General features: G+C 65.8%; 12 protein-coding genes. 7 read left to right on the plus strand and 5 right to left on the minus strand.

All coding sequences use genetic code 11. The features are described from left to right. Positions 1 to 1,284, plus strand: coding sequence for an OprD family porin (locus tag OU419_RS15205; protein ID WP_254476606.1), 1,284 nt, complete (start codon positions 1 to 3; stop codon positions 1,282 to 1,284). A 592-nt stretch (positions 1,285 to 1,876) separates the two neighbouring features. Here OU419_RS15205 and OU419_RS15210 read toward each other — a convergent pair. The 4 genes from OU419_RS15210 to OU419_RS15225 are packed head-to-tail and all read right to left on the minus strand — an operon-like array spanning position 1,877 to position 7,733. Beyond that, positions 1,877 to 5,026 carry a CusA/CzcA family heavy metal efflux RND transporter gene (locus OU419_RS15210; RefSeq protein ID WP_254476595.1) on the minus strand — a complete coding sequence of 1,050 codons (3,150 nt, stop codon included), beginning with the start codon at positions 5,024 to 5,026 and terminating at the stop codon, positions 1,877 to 1,879. A 12-nt stretch (positions 5,027 to 5,038) separates the two neighbouring features. Then, a complete protein-coding gene (locus OU419_RS15215) occupies positions 5,039 to 6,289 on the minus strand; it encodes an efflux RND transporter periplasmic adaptor subunit (RefSeq protein ID WP_254476596.1) in 1,251 nt (416 codons plus the stop codon). A gap of 39 nt (positions 6,290 to 6,328) precedes the next feature. Beyond that, positions 6,329 to 6,463 carry a hypothetical protein gene (locus OU419_RS15220; protein ID WP_268171638.1) on the minus strand — a complete coding sequence of 45 codons (135 nt, stop codon included), beginning with the start codon at positions 6,461 to 6,463 and terminating at the stop codon, positions 6,329 to 6,331. A 10-nt stretch (positions 6,464 to 6,473) separates the two neighbouring features. Then, entirely contained in the window at positions 6,474 to 7,733 is a 1,260-nt protein-coding gene (locus OU419_RS15225) for a TolC family protein (RefSeq protein WP_326494056.1), read from the minus strand. Positions 7,734 to 8,139: 406 nt separating this feature from the next. Between OU419_RS15225 and OU419_RS15230 the strand changes: the two genes are divergently transcribed. After that, positions 8,140 to 8,814, plus strand: a complete 675-nt coding sequence (locus tag OU419_RS15230; RefSeq protein ID WP_254476597.1) for a heavy metal response regulator transcription factor — start codon at positions 8,140 to 8,142, stop codon at positions 8,812 to 8,814. Further along, on the plus strand, positions 8,811 to 10,196 hold the full coding sequence (locus OU419_RS15235; protein ID WP_254476598.1) for a heavy metal sensor histidine kinase: 1,386 nt from the start codon (positions 8,811 to 8,813) through the stop codon (positions 10,194 to 10,196). Before OU419_RS15230 ends, OU419_RS15235 begins: the two co-directional genes overlap by 4 nt. A gap of 2 nt (positions 10,197 to 10,198) precedes the next feature. Here the strand turns inward: OU419_RS15235 and OU419_RS15240 are convergent, their stop codons facing one another. Continuing rightward, positions 10,199 to 10,528 carry a DUF2790 domain-containing protein gene (locus OU419_RS15240; RefSeq protein WP_254476599.1) on the minus strand — a complete coding sequence of 110 codons (330 nt, stop codon included), beginning with the start codon at positions 10,526 to 10,528 and terminating at the stop codon, positions 10,199 to 10,201. Positions 10,529 to 10,794: 266 nt separating this feature from the next. On the opposite strand from OU419_RS15240, the gene tssI reads away from it, so the two are divergent. From tssI to OU419_RS15260, 4 genes are read left to right on the plus strand one after another with little or no spacing between them, the layout of a single operon-like run. After that, positions 10,795 to 13,137: a type VI secretion system Vgr family protein gene (gene tssI, locus OU419_RS15245; protein WP_254476600.1), complete on the plus strand. Its 2,343-nt coding sequence runs from the start codon at positions 10,795 to 10,797 to the stop codon at positions 13,135 to 13,137. Next, positions 13,137 to 14,258, plus strand: coding sequence for a DUF2169 family type VI secretion system accessory protein (locus OU419_RS15250; protein WP_254476601.1), 1,122 nt, complete (start codon positions 13,137 to 13,139; stop codon positions 14,256 to 14,258). The genes tssI and OU419_RS15250 overlap by 1 nt, the downstream gene beginning before the upstream one ends. Further along, positions 14,255 to 19,228 (plus strand): DUF6531 domain-containing protein, encoded by a 4,974-nt coding sequence (locus OU419_RS15255; RefSeq protein ID WP_268171642.1) that lies wholly within the window; start codon positions 14,255 to 14,257, stop codon positions 19,226 to 19,228. Before OU419_RS15250 ends, OU419_RS15255 begins: the two co-directional genes overlap by 4 nt. A 2-nt stretch (positions 19,229 to 19,230) precedes the next feature. Then, entirely contained in the window at positions 19,231 to 19,698 is a 468-nt protein-coding gene (locus tag OU419_RS15260) for a hypothetical protein (protein ID WP_254476849.1), read from the plus strand. The last annotated feature ends 21 nt before the right edge of the window (positions 19,699 to 19,719 follow it).

The following is a 19,719-nucleotide window of genomic DNA, read 5'->3' on the forward strand; positions in this document are numbered from 1 at the left end:
ATGGGTGTCGCCTCGCCGGTAGCGCTGGCCGAGGAAAAGCCCGAAGGCTTCCTCGACGGCGCCAGTCTGGAAATCCTCAACCGCAACCTTTACTTCAACCGCGATAGCCGCCACGGCCAGTCGGCACCGCCACGCGGCAACGGCTACTCGGAGGTCTGGGCGCACGGAATCATCGGCAAGTTCGAATCCGGCTTCACCCAGGGTACGGTTGGCGTCGGAGTCGACGCCTTTGCCATGCTCGGATTCCAGCTCGATACCGGCGATGGCCGCAACGGCGCCGGCAGTTCGGTGGACGTACTGCCGACCGACAACGATGGCCGCACCGAGAGCGACTACGCCAAGGCCGGCGGCGCCGCCAAGGTGCGCCTGTGGGATACCGTGCTGAAGGTAGGCGACGTATTTCCCGAAACGCCCGTGGTGCACTACGGCGACTCGCGCCTGCTGCCCGAATCGTTCCGCGGCTTCACCCTGGAAAACACCAGCCTGCAGGGCCTGACACTGCAAGGCGGCCGGCTGCACTCGATGAGTCAGCCGCAGTCGCGGCAGATGGATGATGGCTTCGAAACCTTCTACGCCGGTCCGCTCGACTCGCCGTGGATCGCCTACGGCGGCGGCGACTACAGTATCAACGACAACGCCAGTGTCAGCCTCTACAGCAGCCGCCTGAAGGACGCCTGGAACCAGTACTACTTCGGCACCGCACTGAACTTCCCGCTGAGCGAGTCGGTGGAGCTGTTCGGCGGCTTCAACTACTACAAGTCGATGGACGAAGGCCGCGAGCTGCTCGGCGAGTTCAACACCAACATCTGGAGCGCCAGCGCCGGCGTGCACTTCGGCGCGCACCGCATCGCCGTGAGCCACCAGCGCAACAACGGCAACAACGACTTCGACTACCTGCGCCAGGCCGACTCCATCTACCTCGACAACTCCATCCAGTACAGCGACTTCAACTCACCGAAGGAACGCTCCTGGATGGTCCGCTACGACCTCGACATGGCCACCTATGGCGTTCCCGGCCTCAGTTTCATGACCCGCTACGCCCGCGGCACCGATGCCGACTACTCCAACGCCAACGACGTCTATATGCGCCGCGACGGCAACGGCGCCCCACTCACCGACCAGAAGCGCTGGGAGCGCGATATCGAGGCCAAGTACGTATTCCAGGAAGGCCGCCTGAAAGACCTCTCCCTGCGCGTACGCCAGGCCACCACCCGCGCCACCGCCTTCGAGTCCGACCTGGACGAAGTGCGGCTGATCGTCGAATACCCGCTGTACGTGCTGTGAAGCGGGGCGCGTTGCGGGCAGATGTCGGAATTGTCAGCTCCGGCTCAGCCTCCCGTTAGGCGCCGCCGCGTATAACAGAACGTGTCACCGCCCCCAAGGCTTTGATGATCTCCCTTGCAAACCGCTCCTCTCCCTGGCGCTCCACGTGCCCCTTTGGGGGGAGAGGAACACTCGGCGCCCGAATGGGCGCCTTTTTTTCGCTGCAGAACGCCTCCTTGTTCGTGCCTGCCGAAGTCAAAGCCAGCCGCACGACGGGTGGAGCGAAATCAGCAGCCTCACGCAGAGACTCACCGCTTTGCACCGCACGATGGGTATCGCTTCGCTCCACACCATCCTACGAACCTGCCAAGCGGTTGCTCCTGCGCGAACGAAAGCGCCGAGGCCGCTCTTACTAGCGCATCGACTCCCACAATTGAGACTCACCGTAGGATGGGTATCGCTTCGCTCCACCCATCCTACGAACCTGCCAAGCGGTTGCTCCTGCGCGAACGTAAGAGCCGGGGCCTCCACGCAGAAGCGGACTCCGTCCGCGATCGACTCCACGGCGGGGTCAATCGCGAACGGAGTCCGCTCCTGCAAGGCAGATGCCGTCTCAGGCGCTCTGCGCATCCTCGTCCTTGCGGTGTACCCACCGGTACAACGCCGGCAGCACCAACAGCGTCAGAGCGGTCGAGGACAGGATACCGCCGATCACCACCGTGGCCAGTGGGCGCTGCACCTCCGCTCCGGTACCGGTGGCCAGCGCCATCGGCACGAAGCCCAGGGAGGCCACCAGCGCCGTCATCAGCACCGGGCGCAGCCGGGTCAGTGCGCCCTCGCGGATCGCCGAGTCGAGGCTGCGGCCTTCCTCGCGCAGGCTGCGGATGAAGGAGATCATCACCAGACCGTTGAGCACCGCAACGCCCGACAGCGCGATGAAACCGACGCCAGCGGAGATCGACAGCGGAATATCGCGCAGCCATAGCGCCACCACCCCGCCGGTGAGCGCGAAGGGAATCCCGGTGAACACCAGCAGGCCGTCGCGCACGTTGTTGAACATCATCAGCAGCAGCGTGAACACCAGCAGCAACGCCACCGGCACCACGATCCGCAAGCGCTGAGAGGCCGACTGCAACTGCTCGAACTGGCCGCCCCAGTTAGTCCAGTAGCCCGCCTGCAGCTTCACCTGCCGCTCGATGCTCGCACTGGCTTCGGAAACGAACGAACCGATATCCCGCCCACGCACGTTGGCGCTGACCACCACCAGACGCTTGCCGTTCTCGCGGCTGACCTGGTTCGGCCCCTGTACCAGTTCCAGCCGCGCCACCTCGCCCAGAGTGATGAAACCGATGCGCGAATCGGCAGCGCTGGCCGGCGCCGGCACAGGGATCAGCATCCGTGCCAGGGCGTCGATGTCACTGCGCAGGTGTTCGGGCAGGCGCACGATCAGGTCGAAGCGACGGTCGCCCTCGAACAGCGTACCGGCCTGGCGTCCACCGACAGCCACCGCCACAGTGTCCTGGATATCTCCGACATTGAGCCCGTAGCGGGCGGCGCGCTGGCGGTCGATGTTCACCGTCAGCACCGGCAGGCCGCTGGTCTGCTCGACCTTCACCTCGGACGCCCCCTGCACCTGGCGCAACACGCCGGCGATCTGCTCGGCGGTCTGGTTGAGCACCGCCATGTCATCACCGAACACCTTCACCGCCACGTCGCTGCGCACGCCGGATATCAGCTCGTTGAAACGCAACTGGATCGGTTGCGACAGCTCGTAGGCGCTGCCCGGCACGCCGTTGGCGGCCGCCTGGATTTCCGCTTCCAGTTGCGCGCGGCTCTTCTTCGGGTCCGGCCACTGGTCCTTCGGCTTGAGCATCACATAGGCATCGGAAATATTCGGCGGCATCGGATCGGAAGCAATCTCCGCAGTACCGGTACGGCTGAACATGCGTTCGGCCTCCGGCACCTTGGCCAGCACCTCGCGCTCCAGGCGCTCCTGCATCGCCACCGATTGCGACAGGCTGGTACCCGGCGTGCGCAGCGACTGCAGGGCAAAGTCGCCCTCGCCCAGGCTCGGCACGAACTCGCTGCCCATGCGGCTGGCCAGCAGCCCGGACAGCACCACCAGCAATGCCGCGCCGGCGAACACCCAGGCGCGCCGCTGCATCACCCAGCCCAGCACCGGCTCGTAGGCACGGCGCGCGCCGCGCATCAGCACGTTGTCCTCTTCCTTCACCTTGCCCGTGATGAACAGCGCGATGGCGGCGGGAACGAAGGTAACCGACAGGATCATCGCACCCAACAACGCCAGCACCACGGTGAAGGCCATCGGATGGAACATCCGCCCTTCGACGCCGGTGAGCGCGAAGATCGGCAGGTACACCACCATGATGATCAGTTGCCCGTAGATCAGCGCCCTGCGGGCTTCCTTCGACGCAGCGAAGACCTCATGCAGGCGCTCGCTGCGGGTCAGCATGCGGCCGTAGTGGTGCTGCGCGTGGGCCAGGCGGCGGATGGCGTTCTCGACGATCACCACAGCGCCGTCGACTATGATCCCGAAGTCCAGCGCGCCGAGGCTCATCAGGTTGGCGCTGATGCGGTTGCTGAACATGCCGGTGAAGGTGAACAGCATCGCCAGCGGAATCACCATTGCGGTGATCAGCGCCGCGCGAATGTTGCCGAGGAACAGGAAGAGCACCGCAATCACCAGGATCGCTCCCTCGGTGAGGTTGCGCTTGACCGTGGCGATGGCCTTGTCCACCAGTTGCGTGCGGTCGTAGACGGTCACCGCCTTCACGCCCGCCGGCAACGTGCGATTGATCTCTGCAAGCTTCCCGGCGGCGGCGCGGGCAACAGTCCGGCTGTTCTCGCCGATCAGCATGAACACCGTGCCGAGCACCACCTCGCGGCCGTTCTCGGTAGCCGCGCCAGTGCGCAGCTCGCGCCCCAGCGTGACCTCGGCGACATCGCGCAGGCGAATCGGCGTACCGTCGACATTGCTGACCACGATACTGGCGATGTCCTGCAGATCCTTCACCTGGCCCGGCGCACGCACCAGCAACTGCTCGCCGTTGCGCTCGATGTAGCCGGCCCCGACGTTGGCATTGTTCTTCTCCAGCGCGGCGACCACATCGGCCAGGGTCAACCGGTAGGCGGCCAGCCGGCGCGGGTCCGGCGCCACCTGGAATTGCCTGGCGAAACCACCGATGGTGTTGACCTCGGCGACACCGGGCACGTTGCGCAACTGCGGCTTGACCACCCAGTCCTGAATCACCCGCAGATCGGTCGGTGTGTATGGCGTACCGTCTTCCTTGCGCGCGCCCTCCTCGGCCTCGATCGTCCAGAGGAAAATCTCCCCCAGCCCGGTGGAGATCGGCCCCATCGCCGACTCGACACCCTCGGGCAGTTGCTCGCGAGCCTGCTGCAGGCGCTCATTGACCAGTTGGCGGGCAAAGAACAGGTCGGTGCCGTCCTTGAAGATCACCGTCACCTGCGACAGCCCGGAGCGCGAGATCGAGCGCGTCTGCAGCAGGCCGGGCAGGCCGGCCATCGCGGTCTCCACCGGGTAGGTGATGCGCTGCTCGGTCTCCAGCGGCGTGAACCCCGGCGCGGAAGTGTTGACCTGGACCTGCACGTTGGTGATGTCGGGCACCGCGTCGATAGGCAGCTTCTGGTAGCTGGCCACACCCAGCCCGGCCATGCCCAGGACCGCGAGCAGAACCAGATAGCGCTGCTCGATGGCGAAACGAATGATACGTTCAAACATGTCGGCGCCCCGTCAGTGAGCGTGGGACGCTGAGCTTTTGCCCAGCTCCGACTTGAGCACGAAACTGCCTTCACCAGCCACCCGGTCCCCCGCGGCAAGGCCCGCCAGCACCTCCACCTGACCATCGCTGCGGGCGCCGAGATCGACCGCGCGCGCCTCGAAACCTTCCGCGCCGCGCACGAATACGGCGGGCTTACCCTCCACCGTCTGCACGGCCAGTTCCGGCACGGCAACCGGCACCTGCCGCGAGCGGCTGCTGACCCGGACATTCACGAACAGGCCAGGGCGCCAGGCGCCATCGGGGTTGGCCAGGGTGACCCGAGCCACGGCGCTGCGGGTCTGCTCGCCGAGCAGATTGCCCACGTAGGCCACGTGGCCGTCCACTCGCATATCCAGGTCGGGGGCCTCGACCCGAGCCGGCTTGCCGACCCGAACCCGGGCCAGGTCCTGCGGCGCGACGCTGAAGGTAGCCCAGACCCGCGACAGATCGGACAGCGTGAAGGCCGCCGTCGCCTCGCTGACCACCTCGCCCGGCACCAGGTGCTTCTCCACCACCACACCATCGAACGGGGCGCGCAGCTCGTAGCGATTGCCGCCAGCGCTGACCGACACGCCACTGAGCGCATCAGTCTTCTGCCGCGCGTTGGCCAGCGCGATCCGCGCCTCCTCCAGGTCCTGGCGCGCCTGCAGATAGTCCTGCTCCGCCGAAATTTTCTCCCGCCACAACTCGCGCTCACGCTCGAAAGTCGTGGTCGCCAGAGCCACGCGACGTTGGGCCGCCGCCAGTTCGCTACGCAGCTCGGAGACCTGCTGGCTGGCGATCACCGCCAGCAGGTCGCCTTTCGCCACCCGCTGACCCAGCTCCACCGCCACCGACTCCACCACGCCCGGCGTGCGCGGTACGACGTGGGCTGTACGGTCCTCATCGAAGCCGATCTCTCCCGGCAGGCTGAATGTCTCATCCAGCGCGCGCGGACCGGCCGTCACCAACTGGATGCCGGCGGCGGCGATCTGCTCGGCGCTCAGGCGCAGCACCTCGCCTTCCTCCGCGCCCGCCTCAGCCGGATGGTGCTCACCATCGGCGTGGGCTTCGGCTTCGCCGTGGCCGCCAGCGGCTTTCGCGTCGTGATGCTCGCCATCCTGGTGCGCCGCGTCGTCCGTGTGGTTGGCGGGCGGGCGCTCGCCAACCTGCCAGGTGAAGGCGCTGACGCCCAATACCGACACCAGTATCACGGCGCCGGCGATGTGGGTTCTCTTGATCATGGGAACTCCGGAAATGTCCGGCGGCGACGCATCGCAGCGTCAGGTGCCGGGGCTGTTGGAAAGAGTGTTCAACTGCTGGAACAGGTCGTGGATGCACCAGTGCCCGCCGGCCCAGCCGCGGGTCGGCGCCGAGGCGGAAGTCGCCAGCGACACGAGCGACAGAGCGACCAGCACCCGCCAGCTCCTAGCGCACCGCCGCGCCGACATCGCCGTAAACCCGCTCGATACGCCCCCAGGCATCGCTCACCTGGGCCAGGGCCTGGAGATACTGCTCACGTGCAGTGATCAGGGTGCGCTGGGCGTCGAGCACTTCGAGGAAGCCGAACTTGCCCATCTCGAAGCCACGAGTCGCGCTTTCCACGGCGCTCTGCGCGCTGGGCAGGATGGTGCTGCGGAACGCCTTCACCTCCAGTTGCGCGGTGCCCCACTGTTGCAGGGCCTGCTGGGTTTCCTGGCGCAGGCGCAGCTCGGTGGCATTACGCAGGTCGCGCGCCTGGTCGGCGCGGCGGGCCTCGGCGAGGATGTTGCCCTGGTTGCGGTCGAACAGCGGCAACGGCAGGCTCAGCCCGATCACCGCAACGCGGTCGCTCCTGCCGTCTTCGATGGTGTCCTGGCTGGCCAGGCTGACATCCAGATCGGGAATCCGCTGGGTGCGCGCCAGGCGCAGCGCAGCCTCGCCTTCGTCGATGCGAGTCTGGGCCAGACGCATCTGCGCGCTGTCGCCCAGCCGCTGCAGCAACTCGTCGACGGCGGGCAGACGCGGCAGGCGATCACCCGCGCTGTCGAGCACACCGGTGAACTCCGGCCGTGGCGCTCCCATCAGCGCGGCCAGCGCCTGGTAGGCATCGGCGCGCTCACGACGGGCGCGCGAAAGCTCCAGGCGCACCTCGGCCAACTGCACCTGCGCACGATTGGCCTCCAGCGGCGCAGCCTTGCCCGCGCGTACCCGCCCCTCGGCCGCCTCCGCGCCACGGCTGGCCAGGGCGACCGACTGCTGCGCCAGGCGCTCGCGCTCCTGGGCCCGCAGCGCCGCGTAGAAACCGGCGATCACCTCGCCGCGCAGCTCGTTGCGCCGCGCCTGCACGCCCAGCGCGGCGATCTGCTGGCCACGCTCGGCCAACTCCACCCGCGCCCCTCGCTTGCCGCCCAGCTCCAGCGGCTGGCTCAGGCCGATGGTGGTAGTGCGGTTGGCGGACTCGGTACCTTCCTGCTCCCACGACAACGTGGGGTTGGGCAGCAGCCCGGCCTGCTCGCGCAGCCCCTGGGCGATGCCGATCTCGCGGCCGCTGGCGGCCAGGTCAGGGTTATTGGCGAAAGCGGCCTGCAGCGCATCCTCGATACCAATGTCACGCGCCTCGGCCCACACCGGCAGGCCCCCCAGCAGCAGCACCCCCAACACCCGGCCAGCCCGGCGCGCGGCACCTCCATCACGACTCGAACGCACAATGAACCTCGCTCAGTGGATTCAACTTCGACGGCACTCCGTCATTTCCACCGGCGAATCTAGATTCACCTCTCTAGCGACAAGGTGACTGGATAATTACAAACATGTAATTAGCCAGCCGCTTAGTTCTCGTTGTATGTATTTAAAAAGACGCCCAGCGATTTTCGCGAAACTTCAGGAAACAATTCGAGTATTTCCCGCCAACACCCTTATCGCCACAACTCATTGAAAAACAAGGCGATACGAACAATTTCCGGTTCTGCTCCAGCAAAAAATCGCAACGTCCGGATCGTTGACCCTGAAGTCGCTACAGCTTTTAGACTGCGCGCCCTCCGCCACTTCGGCGAACTTTCCGCCTGCCTGAAATACCGGCGCCATCATTTAATCGAACACCGGGTATATATCCATGAAAATCCTGCTCATCGAGGATGACGACAAGACTGCCGACTACCTGCAACAGGGCCTGAGCGAAAGCGGCTATGTGATCGATCGCGCCGACAACGGCCTCGACGGCCTGCACCTGGCCCGTCAGTGCAGCTACGACCTGTTGATCCTCGATGTGAACCTGCCCCGGATGGACGGCTGGGACGTCCTCGCCAGCCTGCGCCGGCAAAGCGACATGCGCGTGATGATGCTGACCGCGCGCGGCCGCCTGACCGAGCGGGTGAAAGGCTTCGACCTGGGTGCCGACGACTACCTGCTCAAGCCCTTCGAATTCCCCGAACTGCTGGCGCGGGTACGCTCGCTGCTGCGCCGCAGCGAACGCATTCCGCAACCGCAAGTGCTGCAGATCGGCGGGCTGGAACTGGACCCCGGGCGCCACCGGGCATTCCGCGACAGCCAGCGCATCGACCTGACCAGCAAGGAATTCGCCCTGCTGCATCTGCTCATGAGCCGCAGTGGCGAAGTCCTCTCGCGTACCCAGATCATCTCCCTGGTGTGGGACATGAACTTCGACTGCGACACCAATGTGGTGGAAGTCACTATCCGCCGCCTGCGCGCGAAGATCGACGACCCCTTCCCCACCAAGCTGATCCACACCCTGCGCGGCGTCGGCTATGTGCTGGAGACCCGACCATGAAGCCGGCAAGCCTGTCGCTACGCATCGGCCTGTGGGTCGGGCTGCTCGGTTCGGTGCTGATGCTCCTGCTGGCGGCGCTCGCCTACCTGGCCCTCGATCACCAGTTGGACGCCCGCGCCGAACGGGCATTGCAGGACAAGCTCGGACAACTGCGCCACAGCCTGGAAGCCGATCCCGGCCTTGCCGCGCTGCCACTGCAGGGCCACGCGCTGCAGGACCAGTTGTTGGGGCATGACAACCTCAGTGCCGCCCTCTTCGACATCGCGCACGGCCAGCCGGTGCGCTTCAACAGCGGGCCCGTGGCAGACCTTGCGACCCTCGACGACTTCGGCGGCGAGGGCCAGCCCCTGGGCTGGACCGCTCCTGATGGCCGCCGCCTGTTGAGCGGACGCATGCTGGTAGACCTGCGCGACGGCAACCGGCTGCGGGTATTCCTGACACTCGACCGCCGTGACGACGACGCCCTGCTTGGCGCCTTCCTGCGCTCCGCCCTGCTGGCGATGCCACCGTTGTTACTGCTGATAGCCCTTGGCGCGCGCCTGGTCGCCAAGCGCGGCCTGCAACCGCTGCGCCGCTTCGGGCGGGTCGCCTCGCTGGTTTCCACCGAGGACCTCAGCCACCGCATCCCGGTGCAGCACCTGCCCCGGGAGCTGGGCGAAGCGGCACGCGCGCTGAACGTGATGCTGCATCGGCTGGACAACGGCGTGCAGCAGCTCACCCAGTTCTCCGACGACCTGGCTCACGAGCTGCGCTCACCGATCAGCAACCTGCTGGGCAAGGCACAGGTGACGCTGTCGCGTCCGCGTGACAAGGACGAATACGAAGCAGTGCTGGCATCCAGCATCGAAGAGCTGGAGCGGGTCACCCGCATCGTCAGCGACATGCTGTTTCTCGCCCAGGTCAGCCACCCCAAGGCGCTGCTGCCGATGGAGCCGGTGCAATTGGGCACGGAAGCGCGCAAGGTGGCCGAACTGTTCGCCATCAGCGCGGAAGACAAGTCGCTGGAAATCGATATCGACGGACACGGCCTGGTACTGGGTGACCGCCTGATGATCCAGCGCGCCATCTCCAACCTGCTGTCCAACGCCATCCGACACACGCCGGTCGGTGGGCGAATCCGCGTGCGGGTGCGCAGCGACAGCGACAAAGTGGCGCTGCTGATGGAGAACCCCGGCCCCGGTATTGCTGCGGAGCATCTGGCACATCTGTTCGAGCGCTTCTACCGGGTGGACAAGAACCGCTCGCGCGCGGAAGGCGGCACGGGCCTCGGGCTGGCCATCGTGCGCTCGATCATGGAGCTGCACCAGGGCAAGGCCTGCGCCGAAAGCACGCCGCAAGGCCCTACGCGCTTCAGCCTGAACTTCCCGCCCGCGCTGTCGTGACCTCAGCGCGTGGCGCGGCAGGCCAGGCGCTCGGCGCGGTACTGGACAGTCTGTTCGTTGCCGGCCGAATCCTTGTAGCGCATCTGCATCGGCACCACCCCGCAGTCGTTGCTCATGGCCGTCACCGCTACCACTTCGGCGATGTCGAGATCCATCCCGTAGGTGTACTGTCTCGCCTCGGCCACCTGCGCCGGCAGCGTGGTGCGGGCCTGCATGACCTGGATGCGCGCCTGTTCCATGCGGGCGAAGGTGATGTCGCCGCCGCCATCAGCCAGCGCCAGGTTGGAAGCGCCCAGCAGAGCGGTAAGCAGGAGTACGCGTTGGAGTTTCATGGCAGTCACCTCGTCGGTGTGGTCAGGAGAGTGACTCCACATTACGGCCCCGCCCCTAACAGCAAGCTGAGGCGAGCATGACGATTCGGTAATGCCCGAAGGTGCCGCCGCGTGCGACGGGCGACGCCCTGCCTTCGCCCGGGACAATCTGAGGTATTTCCGCAATGGTTGTACGCACCTTCTGATACCGCGTTCTGCGGCTCCCCAAGCGCATCGGCCCTCCCTAAATTCCGCCGCTCTAGCACGGACTTTTCGGAGGGAAACGTATGTTCCAGTCGGCCAACCAGGCACAGTTCCAACTGTTCATCGGCGACGCCCCAAGCGATTTGCGGGTGCTTGAATTCCACGGCGACGAAGCACTCGATGAGCTGTACCGCTTCGAGATCGAGGTCGTCTGCGAGCGAGCGCCATCACCCGAGGGCCTGCTCGGCAAAACAGCCTTCCTCGCCTTCGACCAGCAGCTCAACGGCATCCACGGCGTGATCCGCGAGGCCAGCCTCGGGGCCAGCGACGCGCGCTTCTGCCATGCGCGCCTGGTGCTCGAACCGCAGCTCGCCAACCTGGCGCTGCGCCACAACCAGCGCATCTTCCAGCACCGCAACGCGCAACAGATCATCGCCACGCTGCTCGGCGAGCACGGCCTGAGCGCCTTTGCCTTCCGCCTTTCCGCGCCGCCGCCCGAGCGCGAGTACTGCGTGCAGTACGACGAAAGCGACCTGGATTTCGTTTCCAGGCTCTGCGAAGAGGAAGGCATTCACTTCCACTTCGAACACGCGCCGGGCGACCACACCCTGGTATTCGGCGACAGCCCCGCCGCCTGGGCCACCCTTGGCAAGGTGCCATTCCACAGCGACACCGGCCTGGTGGCCGACACCCCGGTGCTCAACTACTTCGGCGCCGGCGCGGCACTGCGCACCTCGCGGGTCACCCGGCGCGACTACAACTTCGAAAAGCCCTCCGTGCTGCTGGAAGGCAAGGCCCAGGGCGACGGCAAGCCCGACCTCGAAGACTACGACTACCCCGGCCACTTCCTCGACGGCGGGCGCGGCAAGCAGCTCAGCCAGATTGCCCTGCAACGCCACAACGCCGACCGCCAGCGCGCCATCGGCGGCGGCGACCGGCCCCTGCACTGCGGCCACCTGATCAGCGTCAGCGAGCACCCCGCCGAGGCCAACAACGCACTGTGGACCGTCGCCCGCGTCAGCCACCGGGGTCAGCAGCCGCAAGTACTCGAAGAACATGCCAGCAGCGACGCGCCCCAGGGCTACCGCAACCACTTCGAGGCCATCCCCGGCTTCACCATCCACCGCCCGCAACTGCGCCACCCCAAGCCGCGCGTGCTCGGCAGCCAGACGGCGGTGGTCACCGGGCCGCCCGGCGAAGAAATCCACTGCGACGCCTACGGGCGCGTGAAGGTGCAGTTCCACTGGGACCGCGACGGCAAGCTGGACGACAAGAGCAGCTGCTGGGTGCGCGTCGCCAGCGGCTGGGCCCATGACGGCTATGGCCACGTCGTGATCCCCCGCGTCGGCATGGAAGTACTGGTCAGCTACCTGGAAGGCGACCCCGACCAGCCACTGGTCCACGGCTGCCTGCCGAACAAGCTCCGCCCGGTGCCCTACGCGCTGCCCGAACACAAGACGCGCAGCGTATTCAAGACCAACAGCAGCCGCGGCGGCGGCGGTTCCAACGAACTGCGCATCGAAGACCGCAAGGGCGCCGAGCAGATCTACATACACGCCCAGCGCGACCAGGACATCGCCGTCGAGCACAACGAAAGCCACTGGGTCGGGCACAACCGCAAGAAGACCGTCGACCACGACGAAACCGTGCACATCGGCAACAACCGCACCGAAACGGTGGACGGCAACGAAAAGATCACCGTCCACAAGAACCGCAGCAAGACTGTGGACAAGCACCAGACCGACCACATCCGGCGCAACTGGTCGATCACCGTCGACCGCATGAAGACCGAGACGGTGAAGCTCACCTACCTGCAGAACGTCGGCCTGGCCAAGATGATGAACATCGGCACGGTGTACAGCCAGAACGTGGGGCTGCACCTGAACACCATCGTCGGCATGAACCAGGTGGAAAGCATCGGCAGGAACCGCCGCACCACCATCGGCACCTCGATGACCCTCGACGTTGGCGGCGCGCCTGCCAGCGGCAAAACCGACGCGGCTGCGGCACAGGCCGACGCCGCGCAATCGCCGGGCTCCAGCCTGCACATGGATGCCGACAGCATCACCCTGCAGGTCGGCCCCACGAAGATCGTCATCACCGCCAAGGGCATCTTCCTCGACGGCCCGGACATCCACATCAAGTCCGCCACTGCCGTCAACGCCGACGCCCCCGACGACGTACACCTCAACAGCGGCGGTGCGCAGGCCGCGCCGGCCATCACTGTCGAGGCCGCGTCCAACGGTTTCTCGGGCTTCAACCCACTGAGCGATGCCGGCGGGCTGGCCAACCTGGCGCAAGCCGCACTGGGCGGCGACCTGGCGGGAGTTGCCGGCGCGGCGATGGGAATGCTCGGCGGCGGCGGCACCACCCTCGCGGGTGCCGATCCGCTGGACAAAGTCAAGACTCCGAAGGGGTGCTGGTAATGGTCCGCATCGACAATCACAGCGGCCTGCCGCACCTGCTCTACGAAAAGGCCGCACCGTCCGGCGAACGCTTCGATGTACTGGTGCTGCGCGGCACCTTCGACTTCGCCCGCGACGGCGAACCGATGGCGCTGGCCACCGAACAGCGGCCGATCCTCCTGGGCGACCGCTACGACGGCCCGGTCAGCAGCCAGCCGCTCAAGGCGGTGATCGCCGAGGAAGGCGACCTGGTGCTCGGCAAACCGGGCACCGACGTACTGATGCAAGGCCACCTGCGCCCGCGCAAGGGCACCCCGACCGAACTCTGGCAGGCCGAACTGAGCCTGGGCTCCCTGAGCAAGACGATCCGGGTCAACGGGCCGAGGGAAATACGCGACTCCCTCACCGGCTGGCGGCTGGGTGAAGCCACCCCGGTGGAGCAGGTACCTCTGGACTACCGGCTCGCCTATGGCGGCTGCTTCTACGACCCCGAGGCCCCCGCCGAAGGCGCGCAAGCCGCCAGCGTCCACTACCCGATGAACGCCGCCGGATGTGGCTGGCTGCCCAGCTCAGCCGACTTCAAGCGCCTGGATAGCGACGTGCGGCAACGCATCGAGAAACAGGTGTCACTCATCCGCCGTCTGCCCGCCCCGCAACTGGAAGACCCCCTCACCCCCCCTCACCAGAAGCTCACCCCGCAAGGCTTCGGCCCCATCGCGCGCTGGTGGGAACCCAGGGTCTCACTGCAGGGCACCTTCGACGAGCAGTGGCAGCAGCATCGCTCCCCGCTCCTGCCCGCCGACTTCGACCCGCGCTTCTACCAGAGCGCCCCCGCCAGCCTGGTTGCCACCCCGTACCTGGGCGGCGACGAAATCGTCCGGCTCAAGGGCTGCCTGGTCGAAGGCGAATGCTCCATGCGCCTGCCCGGCGTGGCGCCGCTGGTTCTCATCGACGAGAGCAGCCCTTCCGGCCACGCCCAGCTCCCGCCGCTGGACACCGTGCGAATCGACCTCGACCGCCGGCAGGCGACGCTGCTGTGGCGCCTGCCCCTCGCGCAGCAGGCGGCCCCCAGGCGCCTGAGCATCGGCCTGGTGGCGGTTTCGGCCCTGCAAACGTTTGGCAAAAAAGGGGCGCGGCCATGAGCGACCGCTTGAGTATTTCCTCCGCCGCACAGGACGCCGCCGCAGAGCAGAAGCTCATCGACGCACGCCAGTTGAGCGACATCGCCAGCCGCGAAGCCCTGGCCGGCAGCCTGCTCGGCAAGTTCGACCAACTGGCCGCGCTACGCCCACTGAGCCCCGCCGAACAGGCCACCCGTGAGCGGGTAGAAGGCGAACTCGCCGGCCTGCAACGACAGCGCGCAGCCCTGCAAGGCGCGCCGGCAGCCGGGGGCAGCAAACGCCACATCGCCCACGACAGCCCCCAGTGGATGGCCATCAGCGTAATGCCCGACCTCTGCCGGGTCGGCCCGGCGGTCATTGCCTTCGACTCATTCGCCACGCTGGACAAACACGTCACCGCCTCCCCCAACGTGAAGGCCCAGGGCACGCCGGTCTATCGAGTGGGTGACCTGTTCCAGCAAGTCCAGGCCGACGCCGGGCAGCACATCGTCGCCGGCACCTCGCTGGGCACCGGGCACGTCAAGCTTCTGGACGGGCACAGCAACGTCAAGGTCAACGGCATCCCCGTGGCCCGGCACGACAGCGCCTGCCTGATCAACTGCGACGCCCAGGGCCAGGGCGGCACCCTCGGCAAGATCGTCAGCAACCGCAAGAGCGTCGCCCCGGACGATACCGCGCACCAGGCCAGCAACCCCGACGCCCCGCCCGGGCAACGCACCAGCCCCGCCCTCGAAGAACTCAAGGCCCGACGCAAGGCACTGGACGAGCAACTGATCAACATCGATGCCGCCGACAGCGTGGTGCGCTTCGGCGACCTCCACAAAGCCCTCGACGACAGCATCGCCAGCATCCGGACCGCACCGATCCCCGGCATCCCCTTCTCCGAGCACATCCCCCTCGTCAACCAGGCCGCCGCCCAGGTCGCCCGTGGCGCGGTGGGGTTCGCCAAGGACGCCGCCCTGGGTATCGGCGAGCTGGCCTACACCGGGGCGAAGAACGTCGCCAAGTTCTCCCAGAGCATCGGCACGCCCACCGGCGTGGAGGCCCTGATACTCGATCAGCAGATCCTCGCGGAGGACATCCGCCTGGGGAACATTACGCCCGGCACCGTCTACGCGAACGCCCGGCAAGGCGCCATCGACATCGGCAAGGCCGCAGTCAAGCCGGTGGTCGTACCCTGGGAAAAAGGCGACTACGGCGAAGCCGTCACACGCGGCGCAGCGGAGATCGCCACCCTCCCCCTGGCAGAGGTCAAGGCCGGCATCGCGGGCATGGCCGGCAAGGCCGCGGAAGCTGCCAGGGCCGCGGAAGCCGCCAAGGCCGCCGAAGCCGCCAGGGCCGCCGAAGCCGGGCGAGCTGCCAAGGGCGGTAGCGAAGCCAGCCACGCGGGCGATGCCGGAACCGCCACACCCTCCGCAGGCGATGGCGTGCATGTGGAAGCCGGCAAACCCGAGGGCCAGGCCACGGGCGACAAGCCCGGCACCTCGTCCACCGAAGGCCAAGGGACCGAGCCAAGCAAGTGCGGGCTGGCGAGCGAGCCGGTAGACGTCGCCACCGGCGAATACCTGCAAACCTGGCCCGTGCTCGATATCCCCGGCACCCTCCCGCTACGCCTCAACCGGTACTACCGCTCGCGGCAGAAACCCCGTGGAGTGTTCGGCGCCAGATGGGGCGACGAGTGGTCCCAGCGTTTGGAACTGGACGCGCAGCGCATCACCTACCACGCCGGCGACGGTACCACCCTCGTCTACCTCGCCGCCGAGGATGAAGTCCTCGCCCACAACCGACGCAATGGCCGCTACCAGCTCTCAGGCCGGCGCTCCGCCAACCTTTGCCTGTACGACCGGCGCACCGGCCAGACCCTGCACTTCGCCCCCGGCGGCGACACCGCCAACCGCCCGCTGAGCGCCATCGAAGACCGCAACGGCAACGCCATCCGCTTCCACTACGACAACGGCCAACTGCGGCGCATCACCCACAGCGACGGCTACCAGTTGAGCATCCGCCACACCAGCTCCGGGCTGCTCGAAACCATCACCCTGCACGAACCCGGGCAGCGCGAACGCAACCTCCTGCAATGCCGCTACGAAGGCCTCGACCTGCTGACCAACTGCCACAGCCAGCAGTTCGGCCGGCTCCAGCACACCTACGACAAGCGCGGGCACATGCTGCAATGGCGCGACAGCGATAGCACCCAAGTCGACATCACCTACGACGACCAGGGCCGCGCGCTGACCGTCAGCACGCCCCAGGGCTACTACAACGACCGCTTCGAATACGAAGAACTCGCCCGCTGCACCCACTACTACGATGCCGAGGGCGGCCACAGCCGCTTCCACTACGACCACAACAACCTCGTCACCCTGCGCGTAGACCCGCTGGGCCAGCAATGGCACACCGAGTGGGACGAATGCACCAACAAGATCAGCGAAACCGACCCGCTGGGCCGCGTCACCCGCTACCGCTACAGCGACGCCGGCGAGCTGCTCACCCAGATCAACCCCGACGGCAGCCGGCAAGTCAGCGACTACGACGCCCAGGGCAACCTCACCCGCTACCGCAACAGCGAAGGCGCGACCTGGACGCTGGCCTACGACCCGCGCGGCAACCTCGCCAGCGTGCAACTCCCCGACGGGCGCACCACCCGTTACCGCTACGGCGCGCACGGCGAACCGCAGGAGCGGATCAACCCCGACGGCAGCGTCGTCCGCTATCGCCATGACGAGCACCACCGCCTGTGCGCCATCGAACAACCGGGCGGCCACACCAGCCAGTTGAGCCTGGATGTTTTCGGCAGGCCCCTCGCCCATACCGACCCGCTGGGCCACACCACCCGCCTGAGCTACGCCAGCCACGCCCATCCGCGCGGCTCGGTCACCCAGCTCACCCTGGCCGATGGCACCCAGCAACACTGGCAATACGACAGCGAGCACCGCGTTGCCTGCTTCACCGACGGCGAAGGCCGCAACACCCGCTACCGCTACGGCGCCTTCGACCTGCTGGAAACCCTCACCCAACCCGGCGGCCAGACGCTGCAACTGGCCTACGACAAGCTCACGCGGCTAGTACGCGTTACCAACGGCCTGGGCCAGCACTACCACTACCAATACGACGGCGCTGGCCGCCTGGTGGCCGAGCGCGACTTCGCCGGCAGCATCACCCGCTACGGCTACAACGCCGCCGGCTGGCTGACGGAAAAGCGCTGCGCCGACGGTGGCCGCGTGCTCTACCACTACCACCTAGCCTCCGGGCGGCTGGAGCGCGTCGATCAGCTACCGGCCAACGGCCCGTCCAGCTCCACCCACCTGGCCTATGACGAGCATGGGCGGCTGGCCAGCCTGTACAATCTCTTCGTGCTCATCGAGTACCGGCGCGACGCCACCGGGCGCATCGTGGTCGAGCGCTGCAACCACCGGGAAATCCACCAGCAGTTCGCCAGCGACAGCGGCCTGCCGATCCAGCTACAGGCCGGGGCTTTCAGCGAGCCGGAAACCGACCTGCAAACCCGCGCCGGCCAGCCCGCTATCCACTGGCAGCACGACCATCGCGGGCTGGCCAGCCTGCGCATCGGCGAGCACGCGCCGCTTGCCTTCCAGCATGACGCCCTGGGGCGTAACACCCAGCGCCACAGCCCGGCGGGCTTTCTGCTGCGGCAGCAGTACGACCGCATCGGTTTGCTTACCCAGCAGAGCGTTGGCAGTGGCGATGTGCAGCGCAGTTACAGCTACGACAAGGCATTCAACCCCATCCAGGTGGACGACAAGCGCTGGGGTAACAGCCGCTATCAGTACAACGTCAACGACCAGATCATCGCCGCGCACCTGGGCGGCGCCCAGCCGCAACACTGGCAATACGACAAGGCGCTGGACCTCATCAGCGAGGCCCTGCCCTCCGGCGCGGACGGCACTGCCCGGCCCGTCGTCCAACAGGGTGGCCGCGTGGTGCGCTGCGGCCCGGACACCTACCAATACGACGCCTGTGGCCGGCTGGTGGAAAAGCTCGTGCAGCGCAACGGCTTCCGTCCGCAGCGCTGGAACTACCGCTGGAACCTCGACAACCGGCTCATCGAGCTGCGTACGCCCACGGGCGAAATCTGGCGCTACCAGTACGACCCCTTTGGCCGGCGCGTGTGCAAGTTCCGGGTGGTCACGACCACGCCCGAGTCCAGGCGGCAGATCATCGGCGAGGAATACCTCTGGAGCGGCGAACAACTCATCGAGGCCGCCCCGCTGTGCGCCAACGGCGACGTGCTCTACGAGCAAGCCACCACCTGGATCTACGCCCCCGGCGGCACTACTCCGCTGGCCCAGCGGCAGAACGGCAAGCTCTGCTACATCGTCACCGACCACCTCGGCAGCCCGCGCGAACTGCTCAGCGAACAGGGCGAGGTCGTCTGGTCCAACAGCCCGCAGGTGTGGGGTTTGGCGCGGCTGTGGAAGGCGGCTAACGACGACTCATCGATAGACTGCCCGTTCCGCTTCCCCGGCCAGTACCACGACCCCGAAAGCGGCCTGCACTACAACCGCCACCGTTACTACGATCCGCACACGGCGCAGTACCTCACCCCTGATCCATTGGGATTGGGCGGCGGGAATAGACCTCAGGGGTATGTACACAACCCGATGGGGTGGGTTGATCCGTTGGGGTTGGCGGGGGATTGTTGTGCGGGGGGTGCGAACGATCCAACCCCTCATACGGTTGTTCCTTCAGGAAAAGCTCCAAAAACAAATACACCAAACTCTATTTATGAAGTATCGCGCGCCGACGGAAGTAAAAGCATAACCTACTATGACGATCAAGGAAGAGCCTTCTCAAGAGAGGACTATGGCCAATTGCGGTCGCACGGGAATCTGGGATATGGCACTGACGGCAGAGCCAAACCGCATGAGCACCGTATAATTTACAACTCCAGAGGCTTTGTAGAAGAACGCCTATATAGAGAAATCGACGGGAATGGAAATGTTATTGGCCCGTGGATAAAAGAGGATTAAAAATGTCCAACGACGTATGCGGCTATATTGAAATTCCTAAATTCGAAAATACAAACGCCTTAAAAAAATATATAGAAGGCATAGAAATTGGAGTTCAAGAGATAAAGCCAGAAGAACTATTCAATTACCCAGAAAAACTAAAGCCATCAGAGTCTTCGTACATATTTTTAATTGGAGACAGGCCTGGAAGCAAAAACGCAACTTATCTAACTGATTACTATGAATATGATCCTTTCACATCCACAACGGGCTTCCCAAGCAACCCCACTGAAAGACTAAAAATACTCACCAACACCTTGACAGAAATGTTCAATATATCCAAAACCTCAAAGATGGTTATCGCAATAACCGATTCAAATCAGGTTTCAAAAATAAAGACGATCAAAATCCACAACTTTGAAAGGACCATCCTAGATGATTTCTCCATTAACGACGGTCCTCCGGATACTATTTACATCATAGAGAGATAGGGCCAACTCAATGTCTCAAAG

Source organism: Pseudomonas triclosanedens, assembly GCF_026686735.1.
Classification (GTDB): Bacteria; Pseudomonadota; Gammaproteobacteria; order Pseudomonadales; family Pseudomonadaceae; genus Pseudomonas; species Pseudomonas triclosanedens.

What these genes read in the sequence shown, in the direction of transcription:
- OU419_RS15205 (WP_254476606.1), top strand. Translation starts at nt 1, where the DNA reads ATGGGTGTCGCCTCGCCGGTAGCGCTGGCCGAGGAAAAGCCCGAAGGC.
- OU419_RS15230 (WP_254476597.1), top strand. Translation starts at nt 8,140, where the DNA reads ATGAAAATCCTGCTCATCGAGGATGACGACAAGACTGCCGACTACCTG.
- OU419_RS15240 (WP_254476599.1), bottom strand. Translation starts at nt 10,528, where the DNA reads ATGAAACTCCAACGCGTACTCCTGCTTACCGCTCTGCTGGGCGCTTCC.
- OU419_RS15235 (WP_254476598.1), top strand. Translation starts at nt 8,811, where the DNA reads ATGAAGCCGGCAAGCCTGTCGCTACGCATCGGCCTGTGGGTCGGGCTG.
- OU419_RS15260 (WP_254476849.1), top strand. Translation starts at nt 19,231, where the DNA reads ATGTCCAACGACGTATGCGGCTATATTGAAATTCCTAAATTCGAAAAT.
- tssI (WP_254476600.1), top strand. Translation starts at nt 10,795, where the DNA reads ATGTTCCAGTCGGCCAACCAGGCACAGTTCCAACTGTTCATCGGCGAC.
- OU419_RS15250 (WP_254476601.1), top strand. Translation starts at nt 13,137, where the DNA reads ATGGTCCGCATCGACAATCACAGCGGCCTGCCGCACCTGCTCTACGAA.
- OU419_RS15210 (WP_254476595.1), bottom strand. Translation starts at nt 5,026, where the DNA reads ATGTTTGAACGTATCATTCGTTTCGCCATCGAGCAGCGCTATCTGGTT.
- OU419_RS15255 (WP_268171642.1), top strand. Translation starts at nt 14,255, where the DNA reads ATGAGCGACCGCTTGAGTATTTCCTCCGCCGCACAGGACGCCGCCGCA.
- OU419_RS15215 (WP_254476596.1), bottom strand. Translation starts at nt 6,289, where the DNA reads ATGATCAAGAGAACCCACATCGCCGGCGCCGTGATACTGGTGTCGGTA.